The organism is Streptomyces krungchingensis (assembly GCF_054729265.1).
This window is the reverse complement of the sequence record NZ_JBPUKY010000002.1, coordinates 80,115-96,286: the sequence shown is the minus strand read 5'-3', so window position 1 is coordinate 96,286 and position 16,172 is coordinate 80,115. Positions and strand designations below refer to the sequence as shown.

At 69.9% G+C, this 16,172-nt stretch carries 10 protein-coding genes; 2 read left to right on the top strand and 8 right to left on the bottom strand.

Annotation, left to right across the window (positions count from 1 at the left end):
• Positions 1–19: 19 nt before the first annotated feature.
• The gene (locus ACSYGO_RS41060) at positions 20–1,132 is read right to left on the bottom strand and encodes a PP2C family protein-serine/threonine phosphatase (RefSeq protein ID WP_432189982.1); all 1,113 of its coding nucleotides are present in this window, start codon (positions 1,130–1,132) and stop codon (positions 20–22) included.
• 235 nt (positions 1,133–1,367) lie between these two features.
• On the opposite strand from ACSYGO_RS41060, the gene ACSYGO_RS41055 reads away from it, so the two are divergent.
• Entirely contained in the window at positions 1,368–4,112 is a 2,745-nt protein-coding gene (locus tag ACSYGO_RS41055; RefSeq protein WP_426676367.1) for a SpoIIE family protein phosphatase, read from the top strand.
• A gap of 30 nt (positions 4,113–4,142) precedes the next feature.
• Here ACSYGO_RS41055 and sbnA read toward each other — a convergent pair whose 3' ends face one another.
• Genes sbnA through ACSYGO_RS41030 form a run of 5 tightly spaced genes read right to left on the bottom strand, consistent with a single transcriptional unit; the run spans position 4,143 to position 13,241 of the window.
• Positions 4,143–5,165, bottom strand: a complete 1,023-nt coding sequence (gene sbnA, locus ACSYGO_RS41050; protein WP_426676368.1) for a 2,3-diaminopropionate biosynthesis protein SbnA — start codon at positions 5,163–5,165, stop codon at positions 4,143–4,145.
• 34 nt (positions 5,166–5,199) lie between these two features.
• Positions 5,200–6,270, bottom strand: coding sequence for a 2,3-diaminopropionate biosynthesis protein SbnB (gene sbnB / locus ACSYGO_RS41045; RefSeq protein ID WP_426676369.1), 1,071 nt, complete (start codon positions 6,268–6,270; stop codon positions 5,200–5,202).
• A complete protein-coding gene (locus ACSYGO_RS41040; protein WP_426676370.1) occupies positions 6,267–7,271 on the bottom strand; it encodes a TauD/TfdA family dioxygenase in 1,005 nt (334 codons plus the stop codon). The genes sbnB and ACSYGO_RS41040 overlap by 4 nt, the downstream gene beginning before the upstream one ends.
• A 55-nt stretch (positions 7,272–7,326) precedes the next feature.
• Complete coding sequence (locus tag ACSYGO_RS41035; protein WP_426676896.1) at positions 7,327–10,629, bottom strand: non-ribosomal peptide synthetase; 3,303 nt, start codon at positions 10,627–10,629, stop codon at positions 7,327–7,329.
• Positions 10,629–13,241, bottom strand: a complete 2,613-nt coding sequence (locus ACSYGO_RS41030; RefSeq protein ID WP_426676371.1) for a Pls/PosA family non-ribosomal peptide synthetase — start codon at positions 13,239–13,241, stop codon at positions 10,629–10,631. Before ACSYGO_RS41030 ends, ACSYGO_RS41035 begins: the two co-directional genes overlap by 1 nt.
• A 400-nt stretch (positions 13,242–13,641) precedes the next feature.
• Between ACSYGO_RS41030 and ACSYGO_RS41025 the strand changes: the two genes are divergently transcribed.
• A complete protein-coding gene (locus tag ACSYGO_RS41025; RefSeq protein WP_426676372.1) occupies positions 13,642–13,851 on the top strand; it encodes a hypothetical protein in 210 nt (69 codons plus the stop codon).
• 37 nt (positions 13,852–13,888) lie between these two features.
• Here ACSYGO_RS41025 and ACSYGO_RS41020 read toward each other — a convergent pair whose 3' ends face one another.
• Positions 13,889–15,394 carry a sensor histidine kinase gene (locus ACSYGO_RS41020; RefSeq protein WP_426676373.1) on the bottom strand — a complete coding sequence of 502 codons (1,506 nt, stop codon included), beginning with the start codon at positions 15,392–15,394 and terminating at the stop codon, positions 13,889–13,891.
• The gene (locus tag ACSYGO_RS41015; protein ID WP_426676374.1) at positions 15,387–16,073 is read right to left on the bottom strand and encodes a response regulator transcription factor; all 687 of its coding nucleotides are present in this window, start codon (positions 16,071–16,073) and stop codon (positions 15,387–15,389) included. The genes ACSYGO_RS41020 and ACSYGO_RS41015 overlap by 8 nt, the downstream gene beginning before the upstream one ends.
• Positions 16,074–16,172 lie beyond the last annotated feature (99 nt).

Sequence of the window (16,172 nt, the reverse complement as noted above, 5' to 3'; positions counted from 1 at the left end):
CGCACACGGCACAGCCCGCCTACGCCGGACTCTCCCGGCCCTGTGTGTTCGGGCAGCGCACCGCGAGGGCCGCGATGTCGTCGTCGAGCCGCCCCCCGCTGTAGTCGATCAGGTCGTGGTGCAGGCGGTCCAGCAGTCCACGGGGCGGTTGCAGGGTCTGCCCCCGCATCCAGTCCGACAGCGGGAAGAACGCACCGGTCCGGTCCCGGGTCTCCGAGACGCCGTCGGTGTAGAGCAGCAGCTGGTCGCCCGCGCCCAGAGCGACCGTGTCGACGCAGTAGTGGTGCCCGATGAGCTCGGCGAGGTTGAGCGGGGGCGAGGCGATGGTGGGCTCCAGCACGCGGATCCTGCCGCCGTGCACGAGCAGCGGCGGCGGGTGCCCGCAGTTCAGGATGCGGACGCGGCCGCCGCCGTGGGGGATCTCGGCGATGAGCGCGGTGGCGAAGCGTTCGGGCAGGTCCTGGCCGGGAAACGAGGCGCTGTGGCGGTTGATGCTGGCTTCCAGGCGGTGGATGACGCTCCTCAGGTCGGACTCGTCGTACGCGGCTTCCCGGAAGCAGCTGATCACGGCCGAGGCCGCGCCGACCGCGGACAGGCCCTTGCCCCGTACGTCGCCGATGAGCAGCCGTACCCCGTACGGCGTGCCGACCGCCTCGTAGAAGTCGCCGCCGATCCGGGACTGCTCCTGGGCGGCGAGGTACAGGGACTCGATCTCGACGTTCTCGATACGGCGCGGCAGGGGGCGCAGCAGTACCTTCTGGGCCGCGTCGGCGACGAGCCGGACCTGGAGGAGGATCTCCTCCCGCTGGAGTCGGACATGGCTCGCGTACGCGGCGGCGAGGGTGACCGCGATGATGGCGGCCGAGGTGTACTGCGTGCCCAGGTCCTCGTAGAAGAAGCTGAGGACGATCATCACCACGAGGCAGAACCCGCCCAGCAGGATCGTGGGGACGACGGTCCACATGGCGGCGGCGAGAGCGGGGGCGGCGGGCAGGAGGCGGCTGAAGGCCATCTCCCTCGGCGTGGAGAACGCCAGGCCCGTGATGAGGACGGTCAGGATCACCGGTGACAGCTGGGCAGCTTGCCACCTGCTGCCGTAGGGGGATCGAGGGACCCGCAGCCGTCCGAACATGACCACAAACGGCATCATATAGGTCCAAACCGGACGTCGATCTCCGACAGGCATGCGCCCGGACACGGCGAGCGATCGCTCGCATCCCGGAGGAAACCCGCCCCCGGGCGGCTGTCCGGGCAGGCGGGACAGGCCATGCGGCACACGCCCCGAACGGCCCCGGAGGGCGAACACGACAAGATCCACTCCGGGGTGGGCCATGGCCACTCGGGATCACCGGTGCTAGAAAGGTCACATGGCGGATCGTTTCGCCGGTTTTCGACGCCTTTCACTGAGGTCACTGGTCAGCAGGAGCCCGCGGAGCGTAGCCGGGCAGGTGTTCCTGCTCCAGGTGGCCGTGGTGGTGCTGCTCGTGGCCTTCAGCGTCTTCGCCCTCGTCCTGCAGTCCGGACGTGACACGAATGCCGAGGCCAAGCGTCGTTCCATTGCCGTCGCGGAGACCTTCGCCCACTCCCCCGGCGTGCAGGCGGCGCTCGACGCCCCGGACCCGAGCAAGATCCTCCAGCCGCTCACCGAGGCGGCGCGCAAGGTCGCCGGCGTCGACTTCATCGTGGTCATGGACACAGAGGGCATCCGCTACACGCACCCGCTCCCGAGCCGCATCGGGAAGAGGTTCGTGGGCAACATCGAGCCGTCGCTCGCGGGAAAGGTCTACACGGAGAGCGTCAACGGTCCGCTCGGGCGCGAGGTGCAGGCCACCGTCCCCATCAGGGACGACGACGGCAAGGTGATCGCCCTCGTCTCGGCCGGGCTGAAGGTGAAGAACGTGACCCACCAGGTGGCCCGGCAGCTGCCGATCATCCTGGGCGCCGGAGCCGGCGCGCTCGTGCTGGCCACCGGCGGGACGGCCCTGGTGGGCAGGCGGCTGCGGCGGCAGACCCACAGCCTGGCGCCGGACGAGATGACCCGCATGTACGACCACCACGACACGGTGCTGCACTCCGTACGCGAGGGCGTGCTCATCGTCGGGGACGACGGACGGCTGCTGCTCGCCAACGACGAGGCCCGACGGCTGCTGGAGCTGCCCCCGGACGTCGAGGGACGGCTCGTCTCCGAACTGCCGGGGCTCGACCCCGAGACCGTCGAACTGCTCGCCTCCGGGCGCGAGGCCACCGACGAGGTGCACTTCGCCGGAGAGCGACTGCTGGCCGTCAACCAGCGCCCCACGGATCCGGACGGGGGTCCCAAGGGGGCCGTGGTGACACTCCGCGACTCCACCGAGCTCCAGGCGGTGACCGGGCGGGCGGAGACCGCACGGGAGCGGCTGAAGCTGCTGTACGACGCGGGTCTCTGCATCGGCACCACCCTGGACGTGAAGGACGCCGCCGAACAACTGGCACGGGTCGCCGTCCCCCGCTTCGCCGACTTCGTCACCGTGGATCTGGCCGACGCCGTGCTCCGCGGCGAGGAACCGGCCCCCACCGCGACGGGCATGCGCCGCTCGGCCGTGGAGGGCATCCGGAGCGACCACCCGCTCTACGAGATGGGGCGCCTGATCGACTTCGTGCCGTCCACGCCCCAGGCGCGCAGCTACGGCAGCGGTCACAGCGAGCTCGTGACGGACCTGGAGGGCGCCACCGGATGGCAGGAACAGGATCCCGTGCGCGCCCAGAAGATCATCGACTACGGCATCCACTCCCTCATCGCCGCCCCGATCCAGGCACGCGGCGTCGTCCTGGGCATGGTCAATTTCTGGCGCCGCGGAGACCACGAGCCGTTCGACGAGGAGGAGCTGTCCCTGGCGGAGGAGCTGGTGGCGCGCGCCGCGGTGAGCATCGACAACGCCCGCCGCTACACGCGCGAGCACGCCATGGCGGTCACCCTCCAGCGCAGCCTGCTGCCGCGGGCCCTGCCCGAACAGAGCGCCCTGGACATCGCCTACCGCTACCTCCCCGCCCAGGCGAACGTGAGCGGGGACTGGTTCGACGTGATCCCGCTGCCCGGCGGCCGGGTGGCGCTGGCCGTCGGGGACGTGGTCGGCCACGGTCTGCACGCCGCCGCCACGATGGGGCGCCTGCGGACCGCCGTGCACAACTTCTCCACCCTCGACCTGCCGCCCGACGAGCTGCTGAGCCATCTGGACGACCTGGTCGGCCGCATCGACCAGGACGAGACGGGTACCGAGAGCCCCGAGAACATCGTGGGCGCCACCTGTCTGTACGCGATCTACGACCCCGTGACGCGCCGCTGCGTCATGGCGCGCGCGGGACACCTGGCGCCTGCGCTCGTCCACCCGGACGGGACGGTCACCTTCCCGGACCTGCCGGGCGGGCCTCCCCTCGGTCTCGGCGGGATGCCGTTCCAGACCGAGGAGCTGGAGCTCGCCGACGGCACCCAGCTCGTGCTGTACACCGACGGCCTCATCGAGGACCGCACGCGCGATCTGGACGTGGGCATGGAACTGCTGCGCGAGGCGCTCGCCGGGCACCCCGAGCGGCCGCCCGAGGAGAGCTGCAAGGACGTGCTGGAGGCCCTGCTGCCCAAGCGCCCGAAGGACGACGTCGCCCTGCTCATCGCCCGTACCCGGGGGCTGTCGCCCGACCGGATCGCCGACTGGGACGTGCCCGCCGATCCGGCCGCCGTCGCGGGGATGCGCGAGGCCGTGGCCGAGAAGATCGAGGAGTGGGGGCTGGGCGAGCTCGCCTTCACCATGGAACTCATCCTGAGCGAGCTCATCACCAATGCCATCCGGTACGCCTCCGAGCCCATCCATGTGCGGCTCATCCACGACAGGACGCTGACCTGCGAGGTGTCCGACGGCAGCAGCACCTCACCGCATCTGCGTTACGCGGCCACGACGGACGAGGGCGGCCGCGGCCTGTTCCTGGTGTCCCAGATCGCCGAACGCTGGGGCACCCGCTACACCCCGCACGGCAAGGTGATCTGGGCCGAGCAGGCGCTGCCGAACGTCCTCGACGAGTCCGGGCCGGACACCGCCCTCCCGGAGGAAGGGGCGTCCGGCCCGGACGGCCCGGCGTGAGCCGGGCCCGGATCGTGCGACGACGGATCGCTAGGGACTCGGCCGGTGCGGCGTGGGCGTCACGGACTCGGCCGTGGCCGAAGGCGGTGTGATCCCCTCGGTCTCGAGGATGTCGTCGCCGTACAGATCCTGGAGCCAGTTGATCTGGTAGATGGTGTCGAGGTAGCGCTCGCCGAGGTCCGGGGCGATGGCCACCGTGGTGAGGTCGCGTGACCCGTGCCGGGCCAGCCAGTCCATCGCGCCGCTGACCACGGTCCCCGTGGAGCCGCCGAACAGGAAGCCGCGTCTGGCCAGCCGGTGACAGGTGCGGATGGTGTCCGCCTCCTCGACCCGGACCACCTCGTCCACGAAGGACTCGTCGAGCAGCGGCGGGCGCATGCTCATGCCCAGGCCGGGAATCATCCGGCGACCGGGCGGGCCGCCGAAGGCGACCGAGCCCACGCTGTCCACCGCGACGATCCGCACCTCGCGGTTCCATTCGCGGAAGTAGCGCGCGCAGCCCATGAGGGTGCCGGTGGTGCCGGCTCCGATGAAGAGCACGTCGAGCTCGGGGAAGTGCTCGGCGATCTCCGGGGCGGTCGTACGGAAGTGCGCCCGCCAGTTGCCCTCGTTGGTGTACTGGCTGAGCCACACGTACCGGTCGTCGGACGCGCACAGCGCGCGGACGTAGTCGATCCGCTTGCCGAGGAAGCCGCCGTTGGAGTCGAGGTCGGCCACGACGTGCACCTCGCTGCCGAGCGCCTCCATGAGGAGCCTGGTCGACAGGTTGCATCGGGAGTCCGTCACGCACAGGAACCGATAGCCCTTGCTCGCGGCGATCACGCTGAGCGCCACACCGAGGTTCCCGGACGAGGACTCGATGAGGATCGAGTCCGGTTTCAGGACCCCCTCGCGCTCGGCACTCTCCACCATCTCGTTCGCGGCCTTCAGCTTGATGGAGCCGGCGAAGTTGAAGCCCTCGCACTTCAGGTAGAGACGACGCCCGAATATCGGTTCGAGATCGACGTAGAGCCTGCTCTCGTTGAAGGCGTAGGGAGCGGTTATGACGGGCACGGTGGGCCTCCTGGTGCCTTGGCTGACGGTCGGTTCAGCCGTGTCGGCGCAGGTCGTGGAAGAAGTCGTCGATGATGCTGAGCTGACCCTCCCGGGCTACTTCGTCGTAGACGTACTTGCCGACGGCCAGATCGAGGACGCCGAGACCGAAGGGCGAGAAGATCACTGGCCGGTCGGTCGGCGGTGCCTGCCGTCCGGACATGACGTCGTCGAGGGTGCCGTCGAGGAAGTCACGGTTGCCGGTGAGCTGTTCCACGAGGTGGGGCGAGGTGTTCGCCTTGAGACAGTGCTCGACGTCGTCGACGAAGTTGGCCGAGCCGAGCAGGATCTCGGGGGCGAGGTCGCGCAGGGACACGTGCAGCACCAGCGGGTTGTGCGTGAACCACCCCGGGTCGGTGACATGCGGCTCACCGGCGACGGTGGCGAAGATCACCAGGTCGCTGGAGCGGATCAGCTCCTCGGCGCTGTCGTGGACGGTCACCTTCCCCGCGGCGCCGGTGTTGCGCAGGTAGCCGGCGAAACCGGCGGTGCTGTCCGCGGACAGGTCGTGCAGGCCGATCGTGTCGAACGTCCAGCCGGTGCCGGCCAGGAAGGTGTGGATGTAGCGGGCGATCAGCCCGGTGCCGAAGAAACCGACACGGGCCGGTCGGCCACGGGTGCGGCTGAGCCAGTCGGCCGCCAGCGCGGCGGACGCCGCCGTCCTGGTCGCGCTGATGATGGAGCTCTCCATGCAGGCGAAGGGATAGCCCGTGTCGTGGTCGTTGAGGATCAGGACCGCCGAGGCGCGGGGCAGGCCGGCCGATACGTTGGCCGGGAAGCTGGAGATCCACTTCAGGCCGTCGACGTTCACCGATCCGCCGATGGAGGCCGGCAGCGCGATGATGCGCGAGGCGGGCCGGTCGGGGAAGCGCAAAAAGTACGACGGCGGGTTCACCGAGTCACCGGCGCCGTGCAGCCGGTAGGTGGCCTCGACGAGCTCCACGATCTGCTGCTCGCGGCCACCCAGTGCCCGCTGCACCTGCGCGCCGGAGATGACGGCGAAGGTCGGCACCGAGGCCGGGTGGGACATGGCCCGCTCTTCGGCGGGCGACAACAGGTGGGTCATCGCGCGCTCGCCTCCGGTGCCGGGCCGCTGTCGGCGAGGCGTCGGGGCTCGGCCATGGCGACGAGCACCCGGCGCTCCCCGGTGTAGGCCTCGCGGCTGTGCGCGGTGCGGATGTTGTCCACGAGCATCAGGTCACCGGCCTGCCACGGCTCACGGCGCGTGTGGGCCTCGTAGGTGCTGTTGAGCACCTGGACGACGTCCTCGCCGATCGGAGATCCGTCCCCGAAGCGGGTGTTGAACGGCAGTCCGTCCTCGCCGTAGACGTCGACCAGGTACTCGCGGACCTCAGGGGCCAGGGTCCACTCGTTGAGGAAGGCGATCTGGTTGAACCAGCAGCGCCGGCCGGTGAGCGGGTGCCGCACGACGGCGCTGCGCCGCTGCCGGGTGTGCAGGGACCCGTCCGGCTGCCAGGTGAACTGGATGTCGTTGGCGTGGCAGTAGCGCTCGATGGCGGCCGGGTCGTCGGTCCCGAAGGACTCCTCCAGGGACGCGCCGATCTCGTCGTTGTAGCTGCGGGTCAGCAGCCACCCCTCCCGCTCGAAGCGTTCGCTCAGCGCGGTGGGCAGTGCCTGGAGCATCTGCTCGGCGTCGGCCACCGCCGTCGCTCCGCCGCTTTCCGGGGCGGTCAGGCACGCGAACAGCATCAGGCCCGGCACCTCGAGCGTGTAGCTCAGTTCGTGGTGCATGCACATGGGCTGGTTGGGCGGCCAGGTCGAGGACGAGTACACCCCGGGGCGGTACGTCTCGCGGGGAGCGAAGGCCTCGCGCTCGGTCATCAGGCCGCTGGTCAGGCCCTGGAAGACCGCACCGGTCTGCTCGGGCTCCCGCAGTGCCAGACCGCGGACGATCAGAGCGCCGTGTTCGGTGACCTGCGCGTGCAGGGCCTCGCGGTACTGGGTCGCCCAACTCGGCGCGTCACCGGGCGTCTCGACGTGCAGCACCGGTGGCCTGTCCGGCCGCAGGTCCAGGTCGAGCGGTGGTGCCATTGGTGAGGACGACATCTCGGGTTCCTTTCGGTCGGTCCTCCGGCGGCTCGGGTGATCTCCCGGCCGGGTCTCAGGGGGAGGCCAGTGGTTCGGTTGCGCCGAGGACGGCCTGGGCCGCCTCGGCCGGACGGATGCGCAGGAAGTAGTGGCCGCCGTCGGCGAGTTCGTGCAGTTCGACGTGTTCGGCCAGGTGCTGCCAGTCGCGGTAGCGGTCGCGATGTCCGGCGGTGACCGGATCGTCGGCGGCCACGACGACCGTGACCGGCGCGGACAGTTTCGCGGTCGGCGCGGTTTCCAGCGCCTCGGCGAAGTAGCGGTGTGCGCACGTGTAGTCGTGCCGGTAGGCGGCGCCGATCTGCGCGGTGTGCTGCGCGTTCAGCTCGCCGAGTTCGGTGTATCCGCCGTCCGCCGTCAGGCCCGCGGCGATCTCGGTGTCGCTGCGGCCGGTCAGTTCGGTGAGCGCGGCCCGCCGTTCGGCGGCGGAGCCGAGCAGCTGTGCGCCGAGGAACACCCGTGGGACGTCGATGCCGCACTCCTGGAGCCTGCGGGCGGTCTCCACCGCCGGCGCCGCACCCGAGGAGTGGCCCCACAGCATGACGCGGGTCAGACCACGCCGGGTGATCTCGGCGACGACCTGCTCCGCCACCTGGTCGATCGGGGCGAACGGCTCGTTCCGGGCAGCCAGGTCGTGTCCGGGGAGATCCACGGCGTACACCGCGAGCCGGCCCGGTCCGTCCGGACCGCCCGTCCCGTCGATGCCACCGGCTGCCAACGCGCCGGCCAGCGGCTGGTAGTTGACCGCGTTGCCGCCCGCGTAGGGGAAGCACACCAGGGCGCACTCGGGCACGCCGACCGATGCCGATGCCGACAGCGGCTGGAGCAGCTCCGGTTGCCGGCGGGCGGCACCGTCGAGCAGTGCGGCCAGGTCGGCGAGCACCGGGTGCCGGGTGATGTCCTTGAGGGACACCGCGCGGTCCAGGGCGATGGTGAGCTTCACCGCCGACAGCGAGGTGCCGCCGGAGTCGAAGAAGTGGTCCTGCCGGCCGATCCGGTACTCCGGGACACCCAGCAACTCGGCCCAGGCTCCGGCGAGTTTCCGCTCGGACGGGGTGAGCGGGGCGTCCTCGTGCTCTCCCGCGCCGTCGCTCTGCGCGGCCGGCGTCTGCTCGGCGAGCGCGGTCAGCGCCTTCCTGTCGATCTTGCCGTTGGCGGTCAGCGGCAGGCTCTGCTGCCAGTGGACGGCCGAGGGGACCATGTAGGCGGGCAGTTGGGCGGCCAGCGCCTCGCGCAGCTCGTCCGTGGGCAGTTCCCGGCCCGAGTAGAAGGCGACGAGGTGTTTGCTGTCGTCGGCCCGCTGGGCGATGACGACCGCGCCGTCCCGCACTCCGGACACCCGCAGCAGCGTGTTCTCGATCTCGCCGATCTCGATGCGGAAGCCGCGGATCTTGACCTGGTTGTCCCGGCGGCCGAGGAACTCCAGCTTGCCGCCGGGGTGCCAGCGTCCCCAGTCACCGCCCAGGTAGAGCCGTTCACCGGGCCGGTGGGGGTTCTCGCGGTAGGCCTCGCGGGTCCGCTCGGGGTCGTTGACGTATCCGCGGCCCACGCAGACGCCGGAGAAGGCGATGAGTCCAGGGGCGCCCAGGGGGACCAGTGCCAGGTGCTCGTCGACGACGTGGACGTGCACGTTGTTGACCGCGCGCCCCAGCAGGACCCGCTCGGGCACCCCGGTCATCACCTCGTGGTTGGTGTCGTCCGAGGTCTCGGTCAGTCCGTAGGCGTTGACCAGTCTGATCCCCGGCTGGATCGCGAACCAGCGCTGGACCAGCTCCCGCTTCAGCGCCTCACCGGTCACCGACACACAGCGCAGGTCGGGCAGTTCGCGCGGATGCCGTTCCAGGTACGACACCACCACTTCCAGGTAGGAGGGCACGACCTGCACCACTCCGGCCCGGTCGCGGACGAGCGTGTCGAGGAACTGCTCCACGTCGACGATCGCCTCCTGGGCGACCAGCAGTGTCCGACCGCCCACCAGCAGGGCGGACAGCACCTGCCACAAGGAGATGTCGAAGCACTGCGGGGCCGTCTGCGCCACCACACGCCCCTGCACGATCCCCAAGTCGTCGATCTTGGCGAAGAGATGGTTGAACATGCCCGCGTGCTCGCACATGGCGCCCTTCGGCTCGCCGGTGGAGCCGGAGGTGAAGTAGATGTACGCCAGCTGGTCGGCGGCGACGCTCACACCGACGTCGCCGTCGGCGTGCTGCTGCGCGTACGCGTCCTCGATCAGCAGCTTCTCGACCCCGGGCAGGGTGGTGAGCGCCTCGTCGAGGGTCTGCGTGCTGCCGGTTTCGGTCAGCACGAGCCGGCAGGCGGCCCGCGACAGCGTCGCCTGGATGCGACCGGCCGGGAAGTGCGGCTCGATCGGCAGGTACACGCCGCCCGCCTTGAAGACCGCGAGGATCGCTGCGGCCCAGTCGGGGTTGCGTTCGGTCACCACGGCGACGACGTCCTCGCGCCCGAGTCCGCGCTCCAGCAGGGCGCGCGCCAGCCGGTTCGCGTGGGCGTTGAGCTCGCCGTACGTCCACTCGCGGTCGCCGTGCACGACGGCCACCGCCTCCGGGTGCTCCCGCACCCGCTGCTCGAACAGCTCGTGCGCCCGCGCCTCGGGCAACTCCCGGCGGGGTCCGGCCAGTCCTTCGAGCTGCTCGCGCACCTCGTCGGCGGACAGCAGACTCTGCCGCGTGTGCTCGGCGTCGGGGTCCGCCGCCACCGACCGCAGCACGGTCAGGTGATAGCCGCCGATCCGGGCCGCGCACTCGCCGTCGATGACCTGGGTGCGGTACCGCAGCCGCATCAGCAGCCGTTCGCCGCGGTCGCACCACCTGACGCCGAGCGCCGTGTCGTCGTCGAGACCGCTCGCGGAGGCCGCCGCGTCGAAGGCGACCTCGTACGACGGCCCGGCCACACCCAGCTCCCGCCGCAGCTCGGCCATCGGGAAGTCCTGGTGCGCCAGCAGCTGTTCCTCGACGCGCTGGACACCGGTCAGCAGCGCGCGCCAGGATCCGGGGCCGACGGTCAGCCGGCACGGCAGCGGTCCGCTCCGCGAACCCGTGACGTAGCCCGTCACCACCTCGGGTTCGCCGGAGAGCGCGGCCAGCACCTTGGCGTGCGCCGCGAGGAGCACCGTGCTCAGCGGCACGCCGGACTCCCGTACCAGCTCACGCAGGGCCCGCAGTACGTCGTCCGGCACGGCCACCTCGTACTCGGCGACTCCCTGCACGGGCTCGCGAGCCCACCGTGGCACCGCGGTGAACCCACCGGCGGTCAGGACACGGCTCCAGAACTCCCGGTCCGACTCCACGCGCGTCTCCATCATGAACCCACCTTCGCCGCAGTGCCGTTGACCGAAGGCGTCGTCGCTGTCAGCGTTTCGACGCCGAAGGGCTGTTGTTCGAACAGATCCGGCATGTCCGCGGCGGGATTTCCGCCCCACCGCGCCCTCGCCGGGACTTCTTCGCCCTTCATGAGGAAGGAGTCGGCCGCCAGCACGGCGCCGTCCCCCATCGTCACGCCGTAGTGCACGTGCGCTCCCACGCCGAGCGTGCAGCCGGCACCGAGGGTGGAGACGTCGGACTTGAACGTGCCGTCCTCCTGGGAGTGGCACTGGATCTTGCTGCCGAAGTTCAGGGTGCACTCGTCGCCGATGGTGGCGAGGGTCCGCTCCGTCAGGTAGCAACCGTCGTCGAACACCCTCTTGCCGATACGAACCCCCATGAGCCGCCAGATCACGTTCTTGAAAGGGGTTCCGTTGAAAATGTTCAGGTGCTGGTCCGGCACCTTCCAGATGCGCTCGTGCCACCAGAAGACCGGGTCGTAGATGGAGCACAGTTGAGGTGTCAGCCGGCGGAACCGGCCGGCCAGACGCTCCACCAGGATGTAGTAGCCGGCGGTGAACGCGAGCGTGATCGCCAGATACGCGGCGATCGCCACGTGCCCGAACACACCGTAGAAGTCGATGGAGGCGAGGGCGAACAGCGTGAGCACGAAGGTGAACACCCAGCGCGCGAACAGCATGACCGCCATCGAGCGGAGGTTGTAGCGGTTCTTCGCGGACAGGCGGCGGCGCAGTTCGTCTCCCGTCCTGATGTCGTCGAACCGCGCGTCGCGTTCCACCGAGCGGGGAATCTCGAAGGAGGGCGAGCCGAGCAGCCCCACGCCCTCGCGGATCTCACCGTCGAGAGGGATCAGGACCTTGGTCGCGAGCAGGCAGTTCTTGCCCGTTCTGCCGCCCGCGGGATAGGCGATGTTGTTCCCGAGGAAGTTGTGCGGTCCGATCGAGGCCCGGGACACCCGGAAGGACGTGCTGGAGTAGTCCGCGTTCACGATCGACAGTCCGTCGGCCACCATCGTCCCCGTACCGACGGTCACCAGATACGGGTTGTCCTGCTGCAGCTCGGTGCCGAAGTTGGACCCCGTCTGCTGGACTCGGGACAGGTCGTATCCGAGACCGCGCAGGTAGTGCACGACGTACGAACTGTCACCGAAGAGCCAGCCGAAGAACTTGATGTTCGTCATGCGGGCGATCGCCCGGTGCGCCGCGTAGTGGAAGCCGTAGAGCGGGTACACCTTGTCGGGCCGGACGGCCAGATTCAGCACACGGGGGACGGTGCACAGCCAGATCAGGCCCAGGACGACGAAGCCGAAGAACACCACGACGGAGAGGTACAGGGCATCGGTGACCAGCACCGACGTCGTGAGTCCCGTCGTGTCCGGCCCCAGTCGCCGGCCGAGTTCCGGAACCTCGATGAACAGCATGTACAGACCGCCGACGCCCAGCGGCACGTACAGGAAGAACATCTGGAGCACGGTGACGAGGCCGAACCAGGTCCGTCGCAGGGCACCGCAGCTCGCCGGGGCGACCCTCACGTGTTCGATGTCGGTGGGCTGCGCCGGCGATCCGTGCCGGTGCTCACCGGCCGGAATCGCCTGACCACGGTGCAGTGCGGAGGCGTGACCGAGCTGGGCTCCGTCGCCCATCGAGGTGTCGATGTCCAGGACGGTCTTCTCGCCGACGAACACATCGCGTCCGAGCGTGACCCGGCCGGTCTGGATACGCCCCGCATGCGCGCGATAGCAGAGGAAGGACGAGTCCTTGCGGATCACACTGCCCGAGCCGATCGTGAGCAGGTCGGCACAGACCGGTACGGAGTGGGAGAGGATCGTGACCCCGCTGCCGATCCGCGCGCCGAGCGCCCGGAGATACAGCACGAACAGCGGGTTTCCGGCCAAGAGGACGATGGGATTGCTGTGGAGCAGCGACTTCACGATCCAGAAGCGCATGTAGGCCAGGCCCCAGACGGGGAATTCACATGGCTTCGAGCGGCCGATGAGAATCCATTTGGCAGCGATCGGAAGAAGGAACACGGCCAGGAGACCGCAACTCCCGAACACGACCGATCTCAGGTAGATGTCGACCACACCTGAACCGGCGGCGACCCACGCGTAACCCCGAGCGGTTATCAGTCCGAACGCAACGGAGTACGCCAGGAAAATAGACAACTGGAACGTGCCGCAGAGGAAATAGTTCAGCTTGTTCGTCGGATGCGGCATCGGCTGGAGCACCGGCGTGGTGCGCACCGCCTGCGATGTCTGAGCGTGTACGCCGACCGTCGCGGTATCCGCCACTGTCAGGGCCGCCGCCAGACTTCTGATCGAAGGGTTCCGATAGATGTCCTTCATGGACGCGGACGGCAGGCCGGGTATCTTCCTGATTCGCGCACAGAATTGCGCCATCACCAGAGAATTGGCGCCGAGGTCGTCGAAGAAGTGCGCGTCGACCGGAACGTCTTCGACACAGGTGACCTGGGCCAGCACTTCCGCGAATTTACTCTCGGTGTCCATCTCCAACGCGCCGGCGCTGCTGTGTTCGCCGACAACGACCCGGTCCGGCCCGGCTATATGGACCTCGGAGGACTTCTCCACCATTTGACCTCCTGGAGGACGTCTCTCTCGCCGATGCCACATCGGCACGAAATGGTTGCCTGTTGTCCTCGTGCCACTGTCCTCGTGCCACGGCTAACAGCCCGATCGGCCGTCGGCCGCGGACCCGTGTTCGCTTCTGATCACGAACCGTAAAGTCAGTCTCGTTCGGGCACTGGGAGATTGCCACTCCGAATCGGTCGCAAAGCGTGTCGGCAGCGGCCGTTGCACCCGTATCCCTTGGTTTCCAAGCCCTCTCGGGGTAAATAGGGATCACCCGAACGGCCGTTCATCCCGCGGGCCCGGCAGGCGGACGGCGAGCCTTCCGCGCGTCACCGTGTTCGGCATTACCGGCCGTCACACGGCCCCGAATGCGCGGGCCGGAAGCCCTCGTCACTCTGGACGCATGCAGATATCCGCGGTCGTCTACGCCCCCGCCCCCGACGGTGGCCGTCGGGTCCGTGTCGGCGAACGCTTCGTCGGCCTGGCGTACACGCTGGTCGACATCGCGGAATTCCTGCGCCGGGCCGGTTGGGAGGACATCGAGGCCTCGGACGTCGAGACCGCCGAGTGGATCGAGTGGCGCGGCGGCGGGCCCGGCGTCTGGGCGCACTGACGTACCCGCCGAGGGTATGCGGGACCCGAAGACGCCCTCAGTCCGCCCGGGGCAGCCGGACCTCGAAGGCGGCACCGCCGCCCGGTGCGTCGGTGACGGTCAGTGTTCCCCCGTGCCGGTGTACGACGTCACGGGCGATGGCCAGCCCGAGGCCCGCTCCCCCGTCGTCGCGGCCACGGGCCTCGTCGAGGCGGACGAAGCGCTCGAAGACGCGCTCCCGATCGGCCGGGGCGATGCCGTGGCCGTCGTCCGCGACGGTCAGCAGGACGACGTCCCCCTCGGTCTCCAGGCCGACGGTGACCGCGGCGGACGCGTGCCGCTGGGCGTTGTCCAGGAGGTTGGCCAGGACGCGGGACAGCTGCCCACCGCTGCCGCGGACCGACAGCAAGGTGTCCTCGATCTTCAGGGTGGGGGTGATGCGGCCGGACTGGGCGCGCCGGGCGACGTCCTCCGCCACCAGCACGGCCAGGTCGACCGCGGTGCCGCCCGGCTGTTCACCCGCGTCGAGGCGGGCGAGCAGCAGCAGGTCGGCGGCCAGGCCCTGGAGGCGCACGACGTCGTGCAGCAGGTCGGTGGTGTTCAGCAGGCCCGGGTGCTGATCGGCGACTTCGAGCTGGGTGCGCAGACTGGCGATGGGGCTGCGCAGTTCGTGCGAGGCGTCGGCGACGAAGCGGTGCTGCCGCTCGACGGACTTCTCCAGGGCGGCCAGCGTCTCGTTGGTGGTGCTCGCCAGCCGGGCGATCTCGTCGCGTGAGCGGGGCTGGGGCACACGGCGGGCCAGGTCCCCGCTGCCCGTTATCTCCGCCATCTCCGAGCGGATCCCCTCCACCGGGCGCAGCGCACGCCGGGTGACCAGCCATGTCACCCCGGCGACGACCACCAGCAGGAACGGCAGACCGGTCAGCATGGCCCGGGACACCTGGGCGAGCGTGGCCTGCTGGTCCGCGAGGGAGGTGCCGGCGTACACCGTGTACGTCCGGCCGCCGTAGGTGGTGCCCTGCACCGCGGCGAAGGTGTAGTCGTGGGCTTCGCCGTCCGCCGTGACCCTCAGTGTTCTGTGGTCCACGTCCGTGCCGACCCTGCCGCGCGGCGGGCTGATGTCCGCGTCGTCGTCCCCGCTGTCGTCGTCACGGCCGCCGCCTCCATGGCTGCCGCGGCCGTGGTTGTCGCCTCCGTGGTCGTCGCCGCTGCCGTCGGACTCGGTGCTCGAGGGGGTGTCGGCGTCGGCCGGGGCGTAGTCGGCGACGGCGGCGCGCCCGTCCAGGTCGTCGCTCGCGGCCAGCACCCGGCCCGCGGAGTCGACGACCTGGACGAGGGCGTCCTCGTCGTCGGGCAGATCCAATCCGCCGAAGTCGCCGTTCAGCGCGGCCTGGGCACCGGCCACGGTGCGCGCCCCGACCTCGGACTCCAGCCCCGCGCGGTCCGTGAGGTTGTGCCGCAGGACGGCGACGACCGCCGTGCCCGCAGCGATCAGTGCGACGCACACGACGAGGGTGGCGGCCAGCGCGGCCCGGGCCCGGACCGAGGAGAACGGCCTAGGCATCGCGACCGCCGTCGGCCTCCAGCCGGTACCCGGCCCCGCGGACGGTCCTTATGGACCGCCGTCCGAACGGCTGGTCGATCTTGCGGCGCAGCGCGCTCACGTAGACCTCGACGATGTTGGGGTCGCCGTCGTACGCGAAGTCCCATACGCCACCGAGGATGTCGGCTTTCGACACCACCTGCCCGGCGTGCAGGGCGAGGTGTTCCAGGACCGCGAACTCCTTCGCCGTCAGCACCACTTCGGTCCCGGAGCGGTCGACGCGCCGGCCGTCGGGATCGACCGTCAGGTCGCCGATCCGCAGCACCGGTGCGCCACCGCGCGTACGGCGGCGCAGCAGCGCGCGGACTCGGGCCTGGAGCACGACGTAGGAGAACGGCTTGGTGAGGTAGTCGTCCGCGCCGGTGTCCAGGCCCTCGGCCTCGTCGTACTCGCCGTCCTTCGCGGTGAGCATCAGGATCGGGGTGTCGTCGCCCGCGGCACGCAACTGGGCGCAGATCCGGTACCCGTTCAGGCCGGGCAGCATGATGTCCAGCAGGATCAGGTCGTAGTCGCGCTCCTGTGCCAAACAAAGCCCGGTGACACCGTCGTGGGCCGTGTCGACGGCGTAGCCCTCGGCGGCCAGGCCGCGGGCGAGGGCCATGGCGAGACGTCTCTCGTCCTCCACGATCAGCAGGCGCATGAGCACAGCGTCTCAGACCCCACCTGAAGTGATCTTCAGGATGCTTCAGCCTGGCTTCAGGGTGTCCCGTCCATGGTGGTGCACGTCAGGCCGACTCGT